Source organism: Actinotignum timonense, assembly GCF_002860685.3.
GTDB lineage: Bacteria > Actinomycetota > Actinomycetes > Actinomycetales > Actinomycetaceae > Actinotignum > Actinotignum timonense.
Genome location: NZ_CP136960.1, coordinates 623,223 through 643,117, shown reverse-complemented (window position 1 = coordinate 643,117; position 19,895 = coordinate 623,223). Strand labels below are relative to the sequence as shown.

19 protein-coding genes are annotated in these 19,895 nt (G+C 60.6%); 5 read left to right on the top strand and 14 right to left on the bottom strand.

Annotated elements, in window-relative coordinates; all coding sequences use genetic code 11:
• The first annotated feature begins 95 nt into the window (after positions 1–95).
• Both CYJ17_RS02670 and CYJ17_RS02665 read left to right on the top strand, forming a co-directional pair.
• Positions 96–287, top strand: a complete 192-nt coding sequence (locus CYJ17_RS02670; protein WP_143231818.1) for a hypothetical protein — start codon at positions 96–98, stop codon at positions 285–287.
• A 3-nt stretch (positions 288–290) separates the two neighbouring features.
• A complete protein-coding gene (locus tag CYJ17_RS02665; protein ID WP_101595697.1) occupies positions 291–3,317 on the top strand; it encodes a Cna B-type domain-containing protein in 3,027 nt (1,008 codons plus the stop codon).
• A gap of 131 nt (positions 3,318–3,448) precedes the next feature.
• Here the strand turns inward: CYJ17_RS02665 and CYJ17_RS02660 are convergent, their stop codons facing one another.
• The 7 genes from CYJ17_RS02660 to dapA all read right to left on the bottom strand — a co-directional run bounded on the left by CYJ17_RS02660 (position 3,449) and on the right by dapA (position 10,833).
• Positions 3,449–3,874, bottom strand: a complete 426-nt coding sequence (locus CYJ17_RS02660; RefSeq protein WP_087070089.1) for a hypothetical protein — start codon at positions 3,872–3,874, stop codon at positions 3,449–3,451.
• Between the two features lie 297 nt (positions 3,875–4,171).
• On the bottom strand, positions 4,172–4,435 hold the full coding sequence (locus CYJ17_RS02655; protein ID WP_143231819.1) for a hypothetical protein: 264 nt from the start codon (positions 4,433–4,435) through the stop codon (positions 4,172–4,174).
• 79 nt (positions 4,436–4,514) lie between these two features.
• On the bottom strand, positions 4,515–5,675 hold the full coding sequence (locus tag CYJ17_RS02650) for a glycerate kinase (RefSeq protein ID WP_101595695.1): 1,161 nt from the start codon (positions 5,673–5,675) through the stop codon (positions 4,515–4,517).
• A gap of 141 nt (positions 5,676–5,816) precedes the next feature.
• Positions 5,817–7,151 carry an enolase C-terminal domain-like protein gene (locus CYJ17_RS02645; RefSeq protein ID WP_087070091.1) on the bottom strand — a complete coding sequence of 445 codons (1,335 nt, stop codon included), beginning with the start codon at positions 7,149–7,151 and terminating at the stop codon, positions 5,817–5,819.
• A gap of 215 nt (positions 7,152–7,366) precedes the next feature.
• Positions 7,367–8,263 (bottom strand): 2-hydroxy-3-oxopropionate reductase, encoded by an 897-nt coding sequence (gene garR, locus CYJ17_RS02640; RefSeq protein ID WP_087070092.1) that lies wholly within the window; start codon positions 8,261–8,263, stop codon positions 7,367–7,369.
• A gap of 182 nt (positions 8,264–8,445) precedes the next feature.
• Complete coding sequence (locus tag CYJ17_RS02635; RefSeq protein WP_087070093.1) at positions 8,446–9,807, bottom strand: gluconate:H+ symporter; 1,362 nt, start codon at positions 9,805–9,807, stop codon at positions 8,446–8,448.
• 138 nt (positions 9,808–9,945) lie between these two features.
• Positions 9,946–10,833, bottom strand: a complete 888-nt coding sequence (gene dapA, locus CYJ17_RS02630) for a 4-hydroxy-tetrahydrodipicolinate synthase (RefSeq protein WP_087070094.1) — start codon at positions 10,831–10,833, stop codon at positions 9,946–9,948.
• Positions 10,834–11,149: 316 nt separating this feature from the next.
• Here dapA and CYJ17_RS02625 point away from each other — a divergent pair, with 316 nt between their 5' ends.
• On the top strand, positions 11,150–11,914 hold the full coding sequence (locus tag CYJ17_RS02625) for an IclR family transcriptional regulator (protein WP_087070095.1): 765 nt from the start codon (positions 11,150–11,152) through the stop codon (positions 11,912–11,914).
• Between the two features lie 162 nt (positions 11,915–12,076).
• On the opposite strand, the gene CYJ17_RS02620 is transcribed toward CYJ17_RS02625, so the two are convergent.
• Positions 12,077–12,736 (bottom strand): hypothetical protein, encoded by a 660-nt coding sequence (locus CYJ17_RS02620; protein ID WP_087070096.1) that lies wholly within the window; start codon positions 12,734–12,736, stop codon positions 12,077–12,079.
• Positions 12,720–12,929, bottom strand: coding sequence for a hypothetical protein (locus tag CYJ17_RS02615; protein ID WP_087070097.1), 210 nt, complete (start codon positions 12,927–12,929; stop codon positions 12,720–12,722). Before CYJ17_RS02615 ends, CYJ17_RS02620 begins: the two co-directional genes overlap by 17 nt.
• 398 nt (positions 12,930–13,327) lie before the next feature.
• On the opposite strand from CYJ17_RS02615, the gene CYJ17_RS02610 reads away from it, so the two are divergent.
• Complete coding sequence (locus tag CYJ17_RS02610) at positions 13,328–14,458, top strand: L-talarate/galactarate dehydratase (protein WP_016442116.1); 1,131 nt, start codon at positions 13,328–13,330, stop codon at positions 14,456–14,458.
• Between the two features lie 133 nt (positions 14,459–14,591).
• Here CYJ17_RS02610 and CYJ17_RS02605 read toward each other — a convergent pair whose 3' ends face one another.
• From CYJ17_RS02605 to CYJ17_RS02590, 4 genes are all read right to left on the bottom strand, one after another.
• Entirely contained in the window at positions 14,592–14,918 is a 327-nt protein-coding gene (locus tag CYJ17_RS02605) for a hypothetical protein (protein ID WP_087070099.1), read from the bottom strand.
• Positions 14,919–15,286: 368 nt separating this feature from the next.
• On the bottom strand, positions 15,287–16,177 hold the full coding sequence (locus CYJ17_RS02600) for a dihydrodipicolinate synthase family protein (RefSeq protein ID WP_087070100.1): 891 nt from the start codon (positions 16,175–16,177) through the stop codon (positions 15,287–15,289).
• A 153-nt stretch (positions 16,178–16,330) separates the two neighbouring features.
• On the bottom strand, positions 16,331–17,917 hold the full coding sequence (locus CYJ17_RS02595; protein ID WP_087070101.1) for an L-serine ammonia-lyase: 1,587 nt from the start codon (positions 17,915–17,917) through the stop codon (positions 16,331–16,333).
• Between the two features lie 120 nt (positions 17,918–18,037).
• Positions 18,038–18,892, bottom strand: coding sequence for a GmrSD restriction endonuclease domain-containing protein (locus tag CYJ17_RS02590; RefSeq protein ID WP_087070102.1), 855 nt, complete (start codon positions 18,890–18,892; stop codon positions 18,038–18,040).
• Between the two features lie 566 nt (positions 18,893–19,458).
• On the opposite strand from CYJ17_RS02590, the gene CYJ17_RS02585 reads away from it, so the two are divergent.
• Positions 19,459–19,689, top strand: coding sequence for a hypothetical protein (locus CYJ17_RS02585; RefSeq protein WP_087070103.1), 231 nt, complete (start codon positions 19,459–19,461; stop codon positions 19,687–19,689).
• Here CYJ17_RS02585 and CYJ17_RS02580 read toward each other — a convergent pair.
• Complete coding sequence (locus CYJ17_RS02580; RefSeq protein ID WP_087070104.1) at positions 19,679–19,852, bottom strand: toxin-antitoxin system protein; 174 nt, start codon at positions 19,850–19,852, stop codon at positions 19,679–19,681. The genes CYJ17_RS02585 and CYJ17_RS02580 overlap by 11 nt on opposite strands.
• Positions 19,853–19,895: the final 43 nt, after the last annotated feature.

The window sequence follows — 19,895 nt, the reverse complement described above, 5'->3', positions numbered from 1 at the left end:
AGCTTCCTTGCGTGAAAATGTGATGGCATATTCCATCATGATGTGACTTGTTGCTATAGCAGCAATGATGAGGACCCCTGCCATAACAATCTGTAATGAATCGTATCGACGTTTTCCAAATTTTTGGCAAACTTTTATTGTCTACTTTGTGGCATCGGGCATATTTTTGCGCATACCTAAGTCCTGAGCGCGAAACTGCTCAAAGTACTAAAATAAATAATAATATTGTTCCGGTTTTCAACTTGAAGTATCGTCGCAGCATCGCAGCTGCTGAGGTCAAGGAGTAACTCATGCCGCGCCGCCTTTTACCCGGCCGAAACCCGCGCCCGCTCTCCACCCGCCAGCCGCGCTCCCGCGCGCTCCTGAGTTTCCTGGCGGTTCTCTTCCTTATTCTTGGCTCGCTGATATGGATCACTCCGGGGCCGGCCCGCGCCGCCGATACCGGCGATACCAGCACCACGGCCAATACCAGCGATACCAGCCCCGCGGCCGATGCGGCGTCGTCGCCGCGCGCCGTCGTGCAATGTTCGCAAGATCCCAATGACTTGACCTGCCCCGAAGCCCTCCTCACCCAACGCATTCGCGAGGCCGGAACCACGCCCACCCGTATTATTTTGGGCGCCACGGACACGATGCTCACGCAACCCCTGAAGATTCCCGCCGGCGCGGATATCGAGCTGGTCAATGGCGCCCGCGCCCCGTGGGGCACCACCACGTCGGGCCTCAACCGCGAGGATGGCTTCACCGGCGTGATGGTGCAGGTGCCGGCCGGCGCCGCGCTCACCTTCGATAATTACGACGGCGGAACTTTCCACCTGCTGAGCCGCGGCGAATGGGTCCCGGGCGGCGGCACCCTTTTGGATGTGCGCGGCAGCCTCACGATTAACGGCGGGGAGTTCTCCGGGGTGCGCGGGGCGAAGCAGACCTACCAGGGCGCGATAACCGTCAGCGGGAAAAACGCCAGTTTCACCCTCAACGGCGGGAAAGTCACCGATAATCATCGTGAGCTGGATAATCCCGGCGCTGTCCAGTACGGCGCGGCTAATATCGCGGTGACCGAGGGCGCCACCTTCGTGATGAACGGCGGGGAGGTCAGCAAGGGCAAAGCTCGCGTTATCGATTCTCAAGGTTACGGTGAAGTCGGCGGGATTGGCCTCTACAAAGGTGGGAAAGTCACCATCAACGGCGGCACCATCACGGAAAATTCCGGTTTCGCGGGCGGGATGGTCGCATTCACGTGGCTGTGGTCTAAATCCGATGCCACCCCCGAAAACTCCGCTCGCACCCGCAGCTATATCACGGTCAATGACGGCACCATTTCGCGTAACCGCGCCTCTTTCTCCGGCGGCGGCATTCTCGCTTTCGGCAACGCGGATGTCACTATGAACGGTGGCACCATCGATTCCAATAACGCCCCCAACGGTGGTGGCGTGGGAACGTTCAACCTCTACACCTGGGGTGCTGATGGCACCTGGCAAGAAATCCCCGGCGACGGCATGAACTGGGGTTTCACCCGTGAACAATGGTCCGAGCTTTCTCCGGGTGGTTTCACCATGAACGCCGGCACCATTTCGAACAATTCCAGCTGGCGCACCGGCGGCGGCGTGAACGTGGTGTCCAACAAGGTGCTACTCAATGGCGGCACGATCAGCGGCAATAGGGCAGGTCAGCAGGGCGGCGGTGTTTACGTTGCTACCGCCAATTACACGCTGCACCTCGCCGATACTCTGGTGACGGAAAACGCCGCTTCGGGAATTGGCGGTGGGATCTGGACCTGCCCCACCGGCAACGTGGAAGTCCACGTGGATAACGGCGCCGCTGTTTTCGGCAATACAGCCAAGCGCTACGGCGCCGACCTCGCGCACGATAACCTCGGTTCGGTCAGCTCCGCGCCGGTGTGGCTTTCGGATAGCATCATCGGCGGCGGCCTGGTGGATTACTACCAGGACAACGAAGGTGCCCGCTTCGATCCGGCGCAGCTGGGCCTGCCCCCGGACCAGCGGCCCTACCCGCAGCTCGTCAAGGGGCGCCGTATTTCCAACGAGGGCTTCGCCGCCGTGGTTTCCGATCCCGCTAAGAACGCGGCCCGCGGTGCTGCGCGCCTGGTCATTACGGGTAACGCCGCGCCGCGCGGTGCGGGTATCGGCACGAATGGCTCGGTTATTTTCGGCACGTGGGGTCGCGCGCAGGCAACGGTCACGAAACAGTGGTTCTATGAAACGACGACGCCGCCAGCGGGCAACGCGCCCAGTCCGGTACCGGCTCGTCCTTCGGATATTGCCTCATCGAGCGTGTCGATGCGCCTGGTCTCCGATACGTCCGCTGAGCTCCTGAACCCACAGGTGGTGCATGAATTCAGCGTGACGGCTGGCGAGGAGTGGACGAAGAGCTTCACTGATTTGCCGATCCGCAACGATGCCGGGGAGTTTTATGTGTACGCGGTGCAGGAGCTGGACGCGGCCGGCAAGGTGCTGAAAACCAAGGTGTTGGAACCGTCGCAGCTGCTGGTGCAGCGTGGGGAAGAGTTGCCCGCGCGGCCGAAGTTGGAGGAAGGCATGGCCCCGCCCGAGGTGTGGTTCCTCGGGAAGGTGGCTAATGAGGTTCCCGTGCCGGTGGATATTACGGTGACGAAACAGTGGGCCTACCGCGATTCGAGCGATCCGGTGCCGGGCGCGGCACAGCCCGAGCAGGTGGAATTCGAGCTACTGCGCGATACCAGCGCGGAGTTCACCAACCCCGAGGTGGTGCAGAGCTTCACCGTGACGAAGGTCGATAACTGGACGCGCACCCTCACCGGGCTTCCCCGCGCCAATGCGGAAGGCGTGGCCTACGTGTACGGGCTGCGCGAGAAGGGAGCTGGCGAGATTGTGCCGGTGCCGGCTGAGCCCGGCACTCCCGAAGCTCCTGGCGCGGACGGCATTATTCACCGCGCGGTGACGGTGGTCAATACCCTGACCCCGCCCCCGCCTACTACGCCACCCCCGGCGCCGCCCACAACCGAGCCGCCGGTACCGCCGACCACTCCGCCGGCACCGCCCACAACCGAGCCGCCGGTACCGCCGACCACTCCGCCGGCGCCGCCCACGACGCCGCCGGCTCCCCCGACGACTCCGCCCACGGTTCCGCCGAGTACTCCTCCGGTAACTCCGCCGGCCAGCACGCCTCCGGCTACGACTCCGCCGAGTACACCACCAGCTAATCCACCGCGGATTGTGCGCACCGGCAGCGATGCCCGCACCGGAGCAGCCCTCGCGGGCTCAGCGCTCCTCGCCGGCCTCGGAATTCTGGCCTGGCGCCGCATCCGCACCGACCGCTAGGCAAGCCCTGCGCCTAAGCCACGGGGGTGGTACATCGCGCGCGATGTACCACCCCCGTCGTCGTCGTTCAGTAGGTGGCAGTGTGGTTGTGAATCGTATCCTTAGGAATGGCCATAATAACTACGACACAACTACTCGGGTCTGTTTTCCACAAAAGATTCGAGGTGATCAAATATAACTGTGCCGTCAACCGTGATAACGATACGCGCTGAGAGAGTATTGCCGTTAAAGGGGTCTTTTTCGTCTTTACCGAACTCGTCTCCGTACCACGTAACTTTGACATCATCAGCAGTAAGCTCTCGGGGAGACGTTACTTTGTAGCGGTGAGGTTCGTCAGGTTTAACATCCACTTTGGTGTACGTCAAGACATGAACATCGTCCACATCTTGCCATATAGAGACAGTGTCGTAAAAGGATTCAACGGAGCATATAAAATCTCCCGGAATAGGTTCTCCCGGCGAAAGTCGAAATGGACCTTCCTGGGTGGAGCACGAGGCAAGGAGACCAGCGAGGAACATAAAACCTGCGGCAATCAGCCTTCGTTTATATTGCTTCACCGCGGTCTCCTTACCCCTAGCATGTGACACTCAACTCGTTGGTATATTTTTACCCCACCGGCCCGAACGAGGAAATGCCATGAAGAGGATCTTGCTCCTTTTTATATCCGCGGGGGCCGGGGTGCAGGCCGCCGGACCCGGTATGTATTTTCCGAGATGTACTGCCGATGTTGTACATACGAAGTACAGCTCAGCAAACACATAGTGCCACCTCAGGTGCCGGTGTTACTCCTGAGGTTCGACTTACGGATCCTCGGCTTACGGAACCCTCGGAAAGACCGGGGCTAAATGCGCGTTTTAGGAAGCGATTTTATGGGCGTATTTTTGGAAAGTGCCCTGCCGGGAAAGATGGAGATGCCCTCCGATCTGCTCCCATGTAAGACCGTTTTCGCGAGCTTTACACACCGCTTCAAGTGATGCTAACTGCGCTTGCTGAGTTGCTATACGGGCTTTTTCCAGTGCAATAGCAGCCGTATTGGCCTCAACGGTATCGAAGTCTGCCAGCGTGCAGTTCTCAAACCAGTTCGCCATTTCTTCAATGCTCATTTGAGTAGAGTCCATGATTCCTCCTCGCCCTACGTTAACACTTGTTTACGCCAGGGGTCATGGATGGTTTAATCTAGCGGCCGCCACCGCGAAATTATGCCCGCTGGCCGGCCACGTAGAGGCGCAGGGCGCGCTCGGCGGCGTTTTCCAGGTTCGCTGCGCCCTCCGCGAGCGCCTCATCAAGCGTGCAGGGCCGATCAACAATCGGCACCAGACCAACGAAGCCGTGCTCGTACAGGTCCTCGACGCCTTCGCCGAGTTTCCCCGCGAAAGCAATAATCGGCACGCCGGTGGGCTTGGCGCCGCCGGTATGTTTACCGCCGCCACCAGCCGCCGCGGCGAGCCGCGCCACCCCGGAAAGCGTTTTACCCATGAGGGTTTGGCGATCCATGGCGCCCTCCCCGGTCAGGACCAGATCCGCGCCGGCCATCGCCTCGGCCAGCCCCACGGTTTCCATCACCAGATCCACCCCGGATTCCAGGCTGGCACCCAGCAGCAAAAACGCGAAACCGAGGCCGCCGGCCGCCCCCGCGCCCGGTGTCTCCTGCACGTCCATCTTCCCGGCAACGGTCGCAAAATTACGCAGCACTCGGTCCAGGAATTCCACATCCTCCGGTGAAGCGCCCTTCTGCGGCCCGTAAATCGCGGAAGCCCCGCGCTCGCCGAGCAGCGGATTATCCACATCGCATGCCACCCGGATGGTCACGCCGGCCAGGCGCGAATCCAGTCCACTGAAGTCCGCACGCGCCAGCCGCACCATTTCCGCCGGGGTGGTGCCCAGCTCGGTGGCGGCGTCGTCGTAAAAACGTGCGCCGAGTGCGGCGAGCATCCCGGCACCGCCGTCGTTCGTGGCGGAACCGCCCAGGCCCACCAGAATTTCGGTGGCGCCCTCGTCAAGCGCCCGCGCAATAAGCTGCCCCACCCCGGTGCTATCCGAGCGGCGAATATCGCGCTCCTCGGGGCGCAGCTGGTCCAGCCCCACCGCGGCGGCGCTTTCAAAAATGGCACGCTCCCCCGCGAGCGCCAGCTCGGCCGTCACGGTAGCCCCGCGCACCCCGGCCACCGGAAGCGTGATCACCCGCGCGCCCAGCGCATCGGCAATGGCGCGGGCGAAACCTTCGCCGCCGTCCGCCATGGGAACCTCCACGCACTGCGCATCGGGAATAGCCCGCCGCGCCCCGGCCGCGAGCGCCGCGGCCGCCCGGGCCGCCGTCATGGATTCTTTGAAGCTATCGGGGCAGCACACAATTTTCATGGCAGAGCCTTTCACGTTGATGCTAAAGCTATAGAACATACGCGGGGCACGCGAACGCGAGGAAATGGAGAAAACCCGCGCCCGCGCACCCCGCGCGATAGGAACACTGGTTGCTAGGAACTAGCGTATGCGGTCGCCGACTTAGCGCACCAGTGCTGGCTTCTTATTGTCGAACTTCCAGCCGGGGATGAGGTACTGCATGCCGATGGCGTCGTTGCGCGCCCCGCCGCCTTCCACCTTCTCCTTGTAAAGTTCGTGCGCCGCGAGGATCTGGTCCATATCGGGTTCGATGCCCAGGCCCGGGCGCTGCGGGATCGTGAGCTTGCCGTCCACGATCTTCAGCGGTTCCTTGGTGAGGCGCTCCACGCCTTCCTGCCAGATCCAGTGGGTATCCAGCGCGTTGTACTCGCCCGGGGCCGCCGCGCCGCAGTGGGCGATCTGGGCCAGGGAAATATCGAAGTGGTTATTGGAGTGGCAGCCCCAGGTCATGCCCATATCGTGGCAGAGCTGGGCCACGCGCACCGAGCCGCGCATCGTCCAGAAGTGCGGGTCGGCCAGCGGGATGTCCACGGATTGCAGGGTCAGCGAGTGGGTCATCTGGCGCCAGTCGGTATTGACCATATTGGTGGCGGTGGGCAGGCCGGTGGCCTTGCGGAACTCGTTGAGGATCTCACGGCCGGAGAACCCGTTTTCGGCACCGCAGGGATCCTCGGCGTAGGTGAGGATGCCGACCTTGTCCTTGCACAGCTCGATGGCTTCCTTGAGGGACCACGCGCCGTTGGGGTCGAGGGTGATGCGGGCCTCGGGGAAGCGTTCCTTGAGGGCCACAATCGCCTTCATTTCTTCGGCGCCTTCCAGCACGCCGCCCTTGAGCTTGAAGTCCTGGAATCCGTAGAGATCGTGGGTGGCTTCCGCGAATTTCACGATCGCTTCGGGGGTGAGGGCTTCTTCGTGGCGGATGCGGTACCATTCCACATCCGAATCCTTTTCGCGCAGGTAGGGCAGGTCCGTTTTATCCGGGTCGCCCACGTAGAAGAGGTAGCCGAGGGCCCGCACCTGGTCGCGCTGCTGGCCTTCGCCCAGGAGCGCAGCCACCGGCACGTTGAGGAACTGACCGAAGAGGTCCAGGGTGGCTGCTTCCAGCGCGGTGACGGCGTGCACGGTGGTGCGCAGGTCGAAGGTTTGCAGGCCGCGCCCGCCGGCATCGCGATCCGCGAAGCGCTGCCCCACTTCACGCAGGAAATTATTGTAATCGGCGAGGGAACGCCCCAGCACGATATCTTTGGCGTCCTCGATGGTGCGGGTGATCTTCTCACCGCCGGGAACTTCGCCGATACCCACGTTTCCGCTGGAATCTTCCATCACCACCACGTTGCGGGTGAAGTAGGGGCCGTGCGCGCCCGAGAGGTTGAGTTCCATGCAGTCGTGGCCGGCAACCGGGTAAACATCGATTTTCTTAATTGTGGGAACTGACATCGTTGTCTTTCTTGTTTGGGCGCTGCGCGAATTGGGTGCGCGGCGCGGGTGGGTACGTGGGTGGTACGTGTAGTGCGGGTAATACGACGACGCCGCCAGCTGGCCGCCGGCCGGCCGGTCAGGGGAGGTTCCTTTCCGGCCGGGCCGGCGCGGTAGCCAGCCGCATCATGCCGGCCGCGTGGCTAGGAGTCACATACCCGCGGCCGGCGGGTGCTTTACTCGGGCAGGCCCGGGTGCAGCTCGATATTCGCGAGCTTCTCGTAGAAGCGCACGAGGGAGGAGTGGTCCTCACCGGCATGGTCATCGCCCTCGAGTACCGACATCATCTCGCGCACCTGGGCGGTGAGCGGAAGCGCGGAATTGACCCCGCGGCCGGTGTCCATCACGTTATTGAGGTCCTTGATATGCAGGTTGATGCGGAAGCCCGGCTTGAAATTGCGAGCCAGCATCATGGGAACCTTGGCGTCCATCACCGTGGAGCCGGCCAGCCCGCCGCGGATGGCGCGGTACACGGCTTCCGGATCCACCCCGGCCTTCTGGGCCATGGTGAAGGCTTCGGCGCAGGCGGCAATATTGATCGCCACGATGGCCTGGTTGGCCAGCTTGGCAATATTGCCGGCCCCGATGGGCCCCACGTAGGTAACATCCCCGGCCATTACGCCGAGCACGTCCTTGACCTCGTTGAAGAGCTCTTCTTCACCGCCGACCATCACGGACATGGTGCCGTCAATGGCCTTCGGTTCGCCGCCGGACACCGGCGCGTCCAGCATCCGCACGCCGGCCTTTTCCAGGCCCGCGGCCACTTCGCGCGAGGCGAGGGGCGCGATGGAAGACATATCAACGTAGATGAGCCCTTCGCGAGCGCCTTCGATAATGCCGCCTTCGCCCAGGGCCACCGCCTTGACGTGGGGGGAATTCGGAAGCATGGTGATGACCAGTTCGGCCTTCTCCGCCGCTTCCTTACCATTGGCAACGGCGGTCGCTCCGGCTTCCACCACCTCGGCAACAGCTTCGGCATTGTGGTCGTTCACGAAGAGTTCGTGGCCGGCCTTGAGGAGGTTCTTCGCCATGGGCTTGCCCATAATGCCAAGACCGATAAATCCGATCTTCATGGAGTTTTTCCTTCCTTTTTGTATGATCGTCAGGTTGGTGTTTCCAACGGGCGGAGCGTGTCACGTGGGGTGGGGCGCTCCGTTTTTATGCGCCGTTCTTTGCGCCGTTTTCCATGCACACCATTCCTCGCGAGGGTGGGGCGCGGCCAAGCTGCGCCGTCGTACCCCCTATTTCTCCAGCGTTAAGCCGGAACCACGAGGCTCAGCAACAGGCAGGCGCCCAGGCCGAGCACAGAGAGCAGGGAGGTGTAGGTGGTGCGGACCTTGATGGTTTCCGCCACCGAGAGCCCGAGGAATTCCTTGAACATCCAGAACCCGGGGTCGTTCACGTGCGAGGCCATAATGGAACCGCACGCGGTTGCCAGGGTCATGATTTCGGGGCTCACCCCGCCGCCGGCGATCATCGGCACCGCGATACCGGCCGCGGCCACCACGGCCACCGAAGCCGAACCGAGGGCCACGCGCATAAGCGCGGCAATAAGCCAGGCGATAATAATCGGGGAGAGGCTGAGGTTTTCGGTAATGGAAAGAATGTAATCGGAAATGCCGCCGTTCTTGAGCACGGCCGCGAAGGCACCGCCACCGCCGATGATGAAGACGATCATCGCGATGGACTTCACCGAAGCCGCGCAGGACGCCATGATCTTATCCATCGCCACCTTGCGGACCAGGCCGAAGTAGGCCACCGCCACCAGCAGGGAGATCATGAGGGCGAACCAGTCGTGACCGATGAAGGCCATCACCTTGGTGACCGCGTGCTCGTGGCCCAGGGTCACCTCGAGGATGGCGTGCCCGCCGATGAGGATAACCGGGAGGGCGGTGATGCACAGGGAGGCCCAGAAGCCCGGCATTTCTTCGTCGGTCCATTCCTTTTCGTTGACCAGGCCGGCCGGCGGGCGGGCGGTCACGGACTTGACGAAGGGCAGGCGCGGCCACATGATCGCGACCACGGCGCCCAGCGGAATGGCGAAGATAAGGCCGTAAAGCATGGTCAGGCCGATGGAGGCGTCGTACATATTCGCCACGGCCGAGGGGCCCGGGTGGGGCGGAAGGAAGGAGTGCATCGTGGACAGCGCGATCGCCATAGGCATCGCCAGCCACATGACCGGGATCTTGTAGGCCCGGCACACGGCGAAGACGATGGGAATAATGATCACGAAGGCGGTCTCGTAGAAGAGCACAACACCCACGAGGAAGGACACGATAACAATCGCGAGCTGGGAATGCTTGATTCCGAACTTGTTAATCATGGTGGTGGCAAGGCGGTTCGCCGCGCCCATATCCGCCATGAAAACGCCGAGCATGGCGCCGAAGCCGAGGAGCAGCACGAGTTTACCGGTCTGCCCGCCCACGCCCGATTGGATGATGTCAAGGAGTCCCTTGACCTTCTCACCCTTATCATCGACGGTTGCCAGGAGAGGCATACCCTGCGCCATGCCCACCACGACCGAGACGATGACGAGGGCAATAAAGCCATTCATCTTCAGCACGATCATGAGGAACAGGAGAAGAGCAATGCCAAGTGCGAGGATTACTAGTGGCATGGTTTTTCCTTAGTTTCCAATCTCATCACTGAGAGAGCCGGATGCGGCGCTGCGGTAGCCGCGCGGCGAGGCGTGCCACAGGCACAGCTACGCCGCAGGTACCGGCAGAACCGCGCGGCATGTTGAGCCGCGAGCGGCTTAGATATTGGTGACCGCTTCGACGGCCTTTTCGAGCGCCGGGCGGAATTCGGGGGCGAGTTCGCGGGCCGGTGCGAAGCAGTAGCCCGCTTCCACACCCGCCATGCGCAGGCCTTCTTTGAGGACCACCGGGAAGGTGGCCACGTCCACGAGGTTGCGCAGCGGCGAGAGCGCATTTTGCAATTCGAGGGCGCGTTCGCGGTTGCCGGCGCGGTATTCGTTGTAAATGCTGGAAACGAGCTTGGGCGCAATATTCGCGGTGGAGGCGATGGCGCCGGCGGCTCCCAGGCACAGAGCCGGGTAAATGAGGGTATCGCGGCCCATAATCACATCGAAGTCATCGGGGAGTTCGCGGATATAGTCCCCGGTCAGGGTCAGGTTCCCGGCGGAATCCTTGATGCCGATGATATTGGGGACGTCCACCAGTTCGAGCATGGTTGTGAGTGCCACCGGGACCTGGGTGCGGCCCGGGTTGGAGTACACCAGAATGGGCAGATCGGTTTCCGCCGCGATGTTCTTGTAGTGTTCGACCAGTTCGGACTGGGTGGGGGTCATGAAGTAGGGGGTGAGGACCGAAAGAGCGGATACCCCGCCCACTTCTTGGACCATATGCGCGGTTTTAATGCAATCGCGCGTGGTAATTTCCGAGGCGCCGGCGTAGACCGGGACCCGGCCATTGGCTTGCTCCACGGCGATTTCAACAACGCGGCGCTTTTGGGCATTATCGAGGCCGTAGATTTCGCCGGAGCTGCCGAGCACGAAAATGCCGTGCACGCCGTTGGTAATCGTGTAGTCAATGACGTCGCGCAGACCCTGCTCCAGCAAGTTTCCTTCGCGATCTAAGGGAGTGACGAGAGCGGGAATCACGCCTTCTGCATGGAACTCCATAGTTCTCCTTGGTTGCGGCTTCAGTTTCGACTTCAGCAACGAAGTTCGAAACTTTGTGGACAGTCAGCTACGTATGTAGACGCCAGTATTAAAACGCGATTGCGGTACTACAGGCTGGGACTAACGTCTGAGGTATGCGGAGCGACACAGGTGTGCAGCGGCGCAGTTCCGGGGAACTTGTTGCGCTGTCCTTTACTATGGAACCTAGAGAAATGGAAGAAATCATCGTGGTACCGTGGCATCCCTGAGGTACCCCACAGCGCGTGGCGTCTCACCGCTCGCCGTGGTACCGCGGCTACGAAGGTGTTGGATTCGTTTGAGAGCTACAAGCACACATAGTGGCGGTGTTCGCCCCGTAAAATCTGCCTCGCGCACGGTTGACCTGCTCGAATTCCTCGGCAGGCGCATTGCCGACCCGCCGCGTCTGGCGGAAATCTGCACGGAGTTAGATGCGCCACGCTCCTCCACCTACGCGCTGCTGCGCACCCTCATCGACGCCGAATGGGTGCAGGCTACCTCCACGGATCGCTATATGCTGGGCATTCGCGCACTCACCGTGGGCACGGCCTATATTGATGCGGATCCTTACGTGCGGATTGTGCGCCCGATTCTGGTGGACCTGGCGAAGGAGCACGGGGAAACCTTCCATATGGGCCGTTTCGACAATGCGGAAATCGTGTATCTGCTTACTCAGCAATCTGATCGGTCCACCCGCACCTATTCGCGCGTGGGGCGCCGCCTGCCCGCCGCAGCCACCGGGCTGGGCAAAGCCGTGTTGGCCCACCGCCCCGAGGACATTCCGGAGGAACTGGTGGAGCTGACCGCGCGGACGATCACCTCGCCGGCGCAGCTGCGCAAGAACCTCAAGGAAACCGCCGCGCGCGGGTACGCCATTGATAACGAGGAAAATACCCTCGGCCTGCATTGCGTGGCATTTTCCCTCCCTTACGAAAGCCCGGTGCGCGACGCCATTTCCTGCTCGGTTCCTAGCGTGCGCTGGAGTGCCGAACGCGAAGCGGAGCTCGCGGCTGCCATGCGCACGGCCGTCAATCGGATTCTCGATTCCGCGCCGATTGCATAGCGGGGGTTCCGCGGCGCGGGCGCTGCGGCGTTTGCGTAGCGGGGGTTCCGCGCCGATTGCATAGCGCAGATTCAGCGGCGCGGTAGTGTTGTGGCGCGCGTTAGCCGTTTGCTCACGCTCGTAGTCGCGTTCATACAGCAGAGAGAAGAATGGATGGGTGGTTCACTCTTCGAGAGCTTCGAGTGCGACGGCGCGGTCATGACGCACCGCGACGCGTAACTGGATCTTCTCCCATTCCCGGATTCCTCGATGGAGTGCATCGCGTGCTTGCGGTGTGCATGCTGCTCCGAACTCATCGATCACGAAAAGAAGAATCTCTTCGAGGCAGGGCCGGAACCTGCTCCTGCCTACCGGGAGATGAACATTAGCAATACGAGGAGTGCGGGCCTCGTTCTTGATGCGCCGGCGTGCCCGGCGGGAGTCATGACCGCTCAGGAGCAAAGCATGTGTCCATTCATCGCCGTGCGAATGTATCTGGATATGCGCGCAAGGAATATTCGAACGTGGTGAGCGAATGTAATCCCAGCGCACCAGAGGCTCCCGCCCTTCGTGTCCGCGGATCACTGAAAATGTTGATTGATCGACCGTGAGAAAACCACTCTCCGGATCGAGAAAAACTCGATAGTCAAATAGCACAAGCGGGTTGCGTGGGAAAGCTATGCGGCCACTGATTCGTTTTCCAGGCGCTTCGCTCAGCACCACCGACTCGATACTTACTGAAGAATTTTCATCTAGAAAACTGCTTATCTTTCCGAGGTGGTCAGCAAATCTTTCGGCCTGGAACTCCAGGCTCTCACTTGGATGATCACGGTTCACGGCCATAGCGAGCCAACTTCTCGAAGTAATCTAATCCGTCCAATTCGAAATAGAGCTTTGCTTCTTTTTCGCCGAGCAGGTAATTATCAGCGCGTAGGTCGAATTCTTCCCGGGTCATTCTGACCTCGCGCAGAATCTCTTCTTTCCGCTCCAGAATTTCTTCCAGCGAGGTGTAGGTTCGCCCGATAATGACTGTCATGTGGTTACCTCCGTCCTTTTCCGTCATTCTCGCATGGCGTGGAAGCGTAAAAAAGACCTATGCGCAGCCCTGTGGATAAGGGTGACGTTTGAGGATTCTGTGGATAACTTCTATACCGTTGCCACTACCTATCCCGGGCGATCTCGCTGTTCTCATCAGCCAGTTTCGAAAACTTGACTAACGTGAACCAACTCAGGCCTAACGACGACGCCGCCACCACCTGGATATCTCCCTATTGGCCGCGAAAGTGCACCGCCTGGGGACTTATGTCACATTTACACCGGTCTACATGTGTAGATACTTGTACTGCCGGTAAATATGATGGCGTCGTGTGTATACCACTACACGGGCGTCTTTCCGGCATATCTCAGGCAGACCCCAAGGCAAAGGAGCATATTGTGAGCCGGGATACCATCGCACACGTGAAGCTTTCCCACGTTATTTTGCCACTGAACAACCCGATTTCTGACGCGAAGGTGTTCACCGGGCGGCAAAAGCCCATGACGGAGGTGAATTTCCTTTTCTGCGAGATTGAAACAACCGACGGTCATTCCGGAGTTGGTTTTTCGTATTCGAAGCGGGCGGGTGGGCCGGCCCAATTCGCCCACGCTTCCGAGGTTGCCGATAACCTCATCGGCGAAGATCCCAATGATATTGACCGGCTGCGCGTGAAGTTGCTGTGGGCCGGGGCTTCGGTGGGGCGTAGCGGGGTGGCGGTGCAAGCCATTGCCGCCATTGATGTGGCCCTGTGGGATTTGAAGGCAAAGCGGGCCGGGCTGCCACTATCCAAGCTTATTGGCGCCCACCGGGATTCCATCCGTACCTACAACACCTCCGGCGGCTTCCTTTCCTCGCCGCTGGAAGAAGTGATTGAGAATGCGCTGGCGTCCAAAGAGAAGGGTATTGGTGGCATCAAGATCAAGGTGGGCCACCCGGATCACCAGGTGGATTACACCCGCGTCAAGGCGGTGCGCGAGGCGCTGGGCGATGACTTCCCGCTCATGGTGGACGCGAATCAGCAGTGGGATCGCCCCACCGCAAACCGCATGTGCGAGTGGCTGGAAGAATTCAATCTGGTGTGGATTGAGGAACCGCTGGATGCCTACGATTACGAAGGCCACGCGGAGCTTGCGCGGCGTTTCATCACCCCGATTGCTACCGGTGAGATGCTCGCTTCGGTGGCCGAGCACGTCAAGCTTATCGAGAATCACTCCTGCGATTTCATTCAGCCGGATGCTCCGCGCGTGGGTGGCGTTTCGGAGTTCCTCAAGCTGACGAAGCTGGCCGAGCATGCCGGCCTGCAGCTCGCCCCGCATTTCGCCATGGAGATCCATTCCCATCTGGCGGCCACCTATTCCCTGGAGCCGTGGGTGGAGCACTTCACCTGGCTCGATCCGCTCTTCAATGAGCACATGGAAATCAAGGACGGCCGCATGATTGTTTCTGACCGGCCCGGCCTCGGCGTGACACTTTCCGATCAGCTACGCGCCTGGACGGTTAATACCTTCGAAGTCGGTAAGCGGCCCTAACGGGAACGCACCCCTCAACCGTTCGGCAACTGCGAGCCGCATCGAGATGAACAACAGTTCATCTCGCAGTCGAACCTAGAGAAAACTGGGGCGTGATTGACGGCTATACGCTGACAATCACGCCCCAAGGGTACTAATTTTCGCTTCCTATAGCGAGGTTTTCCCTCCGATATTTATAGCCGACCGCATAGCCCACTACGAGGATAACGACGGCGAATCGCGTCCATGACGAATTCTGTATTACGAGCAGTGCTATTGCACTTGCCATATAGAATCCCGCGTGGAGGATTTCCGTGAGACCTTCCCGCCGCCGCCAAGAAAAACTCCACAGCGTTACAGGAACCAGAAGAACGGCCTCAAGAATAACCGGGATGCCAGTCCATCCCCCCTGCTCAAGATTGGCAGCGAGGGCTACCAGGATTCCAGCCCACAACCCCTCTGGAAATAGACGCCACCACATTGGCTCACCTCCTTATCTCACGGCGCTTCAATTCTTGCCACATTCGGAGTTCCGTCATCAGCGACGCAACTTGGCGAAATTCTTGCGGAGAAGGGTATCTCATATTAGATACATTATTAACATACACGTCAGTGCAGTATTTAAGCAATGTTTCAATCGGAGGGCGGGCTATTTTTCGACCGTCGATTCTGCGTTTTTGCGACAGTCGCCGATGACTGCGAAACACCCGAGCAACGGTGTGGGCAAGGAACACAATGGCCGGCTGGCCCCGGGGTGGGCGGACTTTCCGCCCGCCCCGGGCGTCGTCGTATTTAATGCGCGGCATTCAGCGCGCTATATTTAGCGAGCAGTACCTAATGCGCGTTTATTTATGCGCGTACGTCGCGCAGCAGCGTCGCGATTTTCTCCGAATCCTCCGCGCTCAACGGGACCTGCGGGGCACGCATCAACGGCGAGCACTCCACCCCGCACAAACGCACCCCCTCCTTAATCGCAGCAATGAAAATATCACCGATCTCATACACCGCAGCCAAACGCGTAATCTTCCCCAACTCCGTGGCCGCGCGCGTAACATCCCCGGCCTCATAAGCCGCATGCATCGCCGCAAACACCTCAGGAATCAAATTCGTCAGGCCAGAGAGCACCCCGGCCCCGCCACATACCCGATTCCCAATGTAATACTCATCAAAACCAGAAAGCACCGCGAAATCCGGGCGCACCTTCCGCACCTCACGAATCACCCGCCGGGTATGGCTCTGGGTATCCACCGTATCCTTGAGCGCCACAATATTTTCGTGCCGGGCGGCCAGCTCAGCCACCAACTCCGGACTCAAATCCGCACCCGTACGCTCCGGGAAGTTATAAAGCATCACAGGAAGCTGCGTGGCGCCCGCAACCGCGTCATAAAAATCAAGGGCCCGCCCGTGCGAATGCCCGAAATAGAAGGGCGGGAGGGCCACCACGCCATCCACACCAGCCACCTCAGCAGCCGCGATATTCTCCAGCACCTCACCCAAACGCGCCGCGCTCACCCCGGCCAGCACCTGGAAACGCCCCGCGGCCTGCTTGACCGCGAACTTCAAGAACTCGGCCTTCTCCTCGGTAGAGAAAGAGAAAAACTCCCCAATCGAGCCGAAGAAGAGCACCCCGTTGAGCCCGGACTCGGCAAGACGATCAATATGGGCAGCCATCGCCGGATAATCAATCGCGCCCGAATCGTCGATCAACGTGACCGACGGGCAATACACACCAGAAAACATTCCAACCCCTTGTCAGTGGCGCGCGGCCGGCCACCCCGAATGGGCGGCATGCCGCGGCAGTCGTTCATACATCTATTATGGAACTAAGTTCCACCTAATGGGACTGGACGGGGCTTGCGCTACGTCACATTTCGGAGATGCCGCACGGTACGGCTAGCACTCCACCACATTGACCGCGAGCCCGCCCTCCGAGGTTTCCTTGTATTTCGAGAGCATATCCATCCCGGTTTGGCGCATGGTTTCCACCACGGTATCAAAGGAGACGGTGTGGGAGCCGTCGCCCCACAGCGCGATATAGGCAGCATTAATGGATTTCACCGCGGCCATGGCATTGCGTTCGATGCACGGGATTTGCACCAGGCCACCCACCGGATCGCAGGTGAGGCCAAGAGAATGCTCCATAGCAATTTCCGCGGCATTTTCCACTTGGGCCGGGGTGCCGCCCAGGGCTTCCGCGAAACCGGCAGCCGCCATTGCTGATGCTGAACCGACTTCACCCTGGCAGCCCACTTCCGCCCCGGCAATGGACGCATTTGTCTTAATAATTCCGCCGATGGCCGCCCCGGCGAGCAAAAAATTATACATTCCCTCGCGGGTGGCCCCGGGCACGAAACGTTCATAATACGTGAGGACCGCGGGAACGACGCCGGCCGCGCCGTTCGTCGGCGCGGTGACAATCCGGTGGCCGGCCGCATTTTCTTCGTTGATCGCCAGGGCGAAAAGATTCACCCACCCGAGGGCTTCCAGCTGGTCCGCCCGGTGCCCCGCCGCGGTTTTTTCCTCCAGCTCGCGGGCCAGCCCGGGGGCGCGCCGCTTCACGCGCAGCCCGCCCGGAAGCGTGCCCTCCGTGGCAATCCCGGCTTTAATGGCCTCGTCCATGACCGCGTGCACCCGATCCATATGGGCGATAACCGCCGGCTGCGGGCGCAGCGCGGTTTCGTTAGCGAGCGCGAGTTCAGAAATGCGCATGCCAGTTTCGGAACAGAGCTCCAGCAGCCGAGCGGCGGTGAAAAATGGGTAGGGGACCGCGGTCTGTGCGGCGTCGGCCTGTTCTTCGGTGGCGAGCGGCGCCACCCGCGGTTCGGCCGGATCGCCCAGCTCTTCCATCACGAAACCGCCGCCCACTGAATAATACGTATGTTCAGCGAGGAGCTCCTCGCCCGCCCAGGCGCGCAAAGTTAACGCATTTACGTGGTAGGGCAAAATATCACGCGGGCGAAAAATAATATCGCGCTCGCGTACGAACGGTGTGGGTTCGAAACCGGGCACGGTGAGGGTTCCGGAAGAATCGATAGCGGCTTCCATGCCGTCCACCACCGCGATGGACACATTTTCCGGGCTGTAGCCGGACAGTCCGAGGAGAACCGCGCGGTCGGTATTATGCCCGCGCCCGGTGGCGGCGAGGGAACCGAAAAGATCCACGCGCAGGCTCGTGATGCGGGCGCCCGGGGCGCGGGCGGCCAGCAGCGTTGCGAAATGCAGCCCGGCGCGCATGGGCCCCACCGTATGCGACGACGACGGGCCTATCCCCACCCGGAACATATCGCATACCCCCAGGGGATTTGCGCGGGTCTCCTCCTTCCCGGATTCGCCGGTGGTCCCGGTTACTTGCGTTTCGCCGGCGAGGATGGCGGCGGGCAGGGCGGTGTGCGGGGTGCCGGGGTGACGTTCGCTGAGGGAGACCGGGACGGTATGTGCGGCGTCGTCGAAATCAGGATTGAGCCTTAAACGCGAGGTCATACATGTCCTTCCGGTTGCTGGTCACGCACCGTTTGTGATCATACGGCAAGCGGCCGGGAGCTGCGCGCCCCCGGCCACTTTTGTGCTTGCCTGTGTGGCTATCTGGCTACTGCCCTCAGGCTACTTACCCGCCGGGCCTTCCCAGCCGGGAACCAGCTGGTTCGGGCAGGTCTGCAAGTACTGGGCGAAAGCATCGTGTTCGGCCTGGGTGACGGTCAGCCCGTAGGTGGCCTTCACACCGATCTGCCGCGCGACGTACTGGCAGGTGAAGTTCTTGTTCGCGGGGACCCATTCGGCGGCGGAACGCCCGGCCTTCTCCTTGGCCTGGTCCGCGGAGACGGCCTGCATATTGCGCGGGTCGCTGGCGAAAGCGGCGCGCTGCTCGTCCGTGAACTGGTTGGCGCCCGAAGCCCAGGCGTTATCGAGGCTGACGATGCGGTCCACCACCACGGTCTTGGTGCCGGCTTCCGGGCGCGCGTAATCAACCATATTGCCGGTGTAGCTATCCACCAGGGTGCCGTAAGCGATGCCGCAGCCGGAGGTGCCGGGCTGCACGCCCACGTTCACGAGGTCGCGGCGCAGAATGTCCGTGTAGACGTTACATTCGTCTTCGTTCAGATCGGCCGCATTAGGACCGAACTTCGCCGGATCAGCCTTATCGGTGGCGGAAGGTTCGGCAACTGTGAGGGTGCTCAGAAGTTCGGTTGCGCTTTGCGGGTGGGCCGGGTTCGGGATGACTGCCGGGAGCTTTTCCGGCGGGGTTTCCGAAGCGCCGGGAGTGACGACGGCGGAGCTAGCGGCAGGTGAGGTAGCGGGAGCGGAGGTGGCGGCAGCCTCATCACTACTCTTGGTGCATGCCCCCATCATCCCCGCGAGAATAGCCAAGGACCCCATGGCGGCGGCGCACTTCGCAAGCGAGGTGCGGGCGGTGGTGGATGCGCCGTGGCCGGCGCTGCCAAAACTAGTGCGTGGCATGACTTCCTTCTCTTTTCGTTCTCTTCTCGAATAGATAAAACTGCACGACGCCGAAACGCCGCGTGACAATGGTAGACAAGCAACCGCGCGGATTCAAAGGCGGGGCGCATGGTGGAATACCAGGTGGACGCGGTGGCTGAGGTGCGGGCCAGTGGTGGTATGCTGCGGGCTGGTTTGCGGCGCGGGGTGTGTGTGAGCGGCGCAGCGGGGCAGGCGCGGCCCCAGGCCGGGCATGCGTGTGGCACGACGACGCATTCACGACGCCAGGCCGGGGCCGGGGCCATCATTCAGCACCACAATCCGTTCCACCTAGCAAATATCTATTGCTACCACAATTCATTTATTGTAAATTCAAGATATACATGTAGGACCGCGACGGTGAAACAGCCTGTATGAACCGATACATACGTGGCTCCGCCACCGGTTTCTAACACAGTGAAAGAAGTGAGCAATGCGGCTTACAAGATCGTTCGGTTCATTAATTGTAATGTGTCCAGCTCGGCCACCTTCGTGATGCGGTCATCCGAAAACAAGCACTGGTAGTTTTCTATAGAACGGAGAGAAAAATGGCCGGCCCACATATCAAAGAGTCACGTTTCTGGCGATATTCCTTGTATGCCATGCCGATTATCCTGCCCTTGGCATTTTGGGCATCGTGGGACATGATTACCGGACCGAAGTCACGAGTACTTCAAATCGCACTCGGGATCGGCTTCGCCATTTTCATCTACATCGATGGCGCGATTCTCTTCTGGTGGAACGCGTGGTGGCAAAATCATTGGAAGACTAAGAAATAATGCCTTCCTCAAGCTCCGCGAAAACCTCTGCTATCGGATAAGAATCTCCGTTGATGGCTTGTGCGTAGCCACGTGCCATCATTGAGTTGAAGGCCTGGTCGTCCATATTTTCCCTCACGGGCAAGCCCTCGGGGAGCGTGAGAAAGAACGGATCATTCTCCATAGCGCTACCTCCCACGCAATCAAATACCCACGTACCGTTTTAT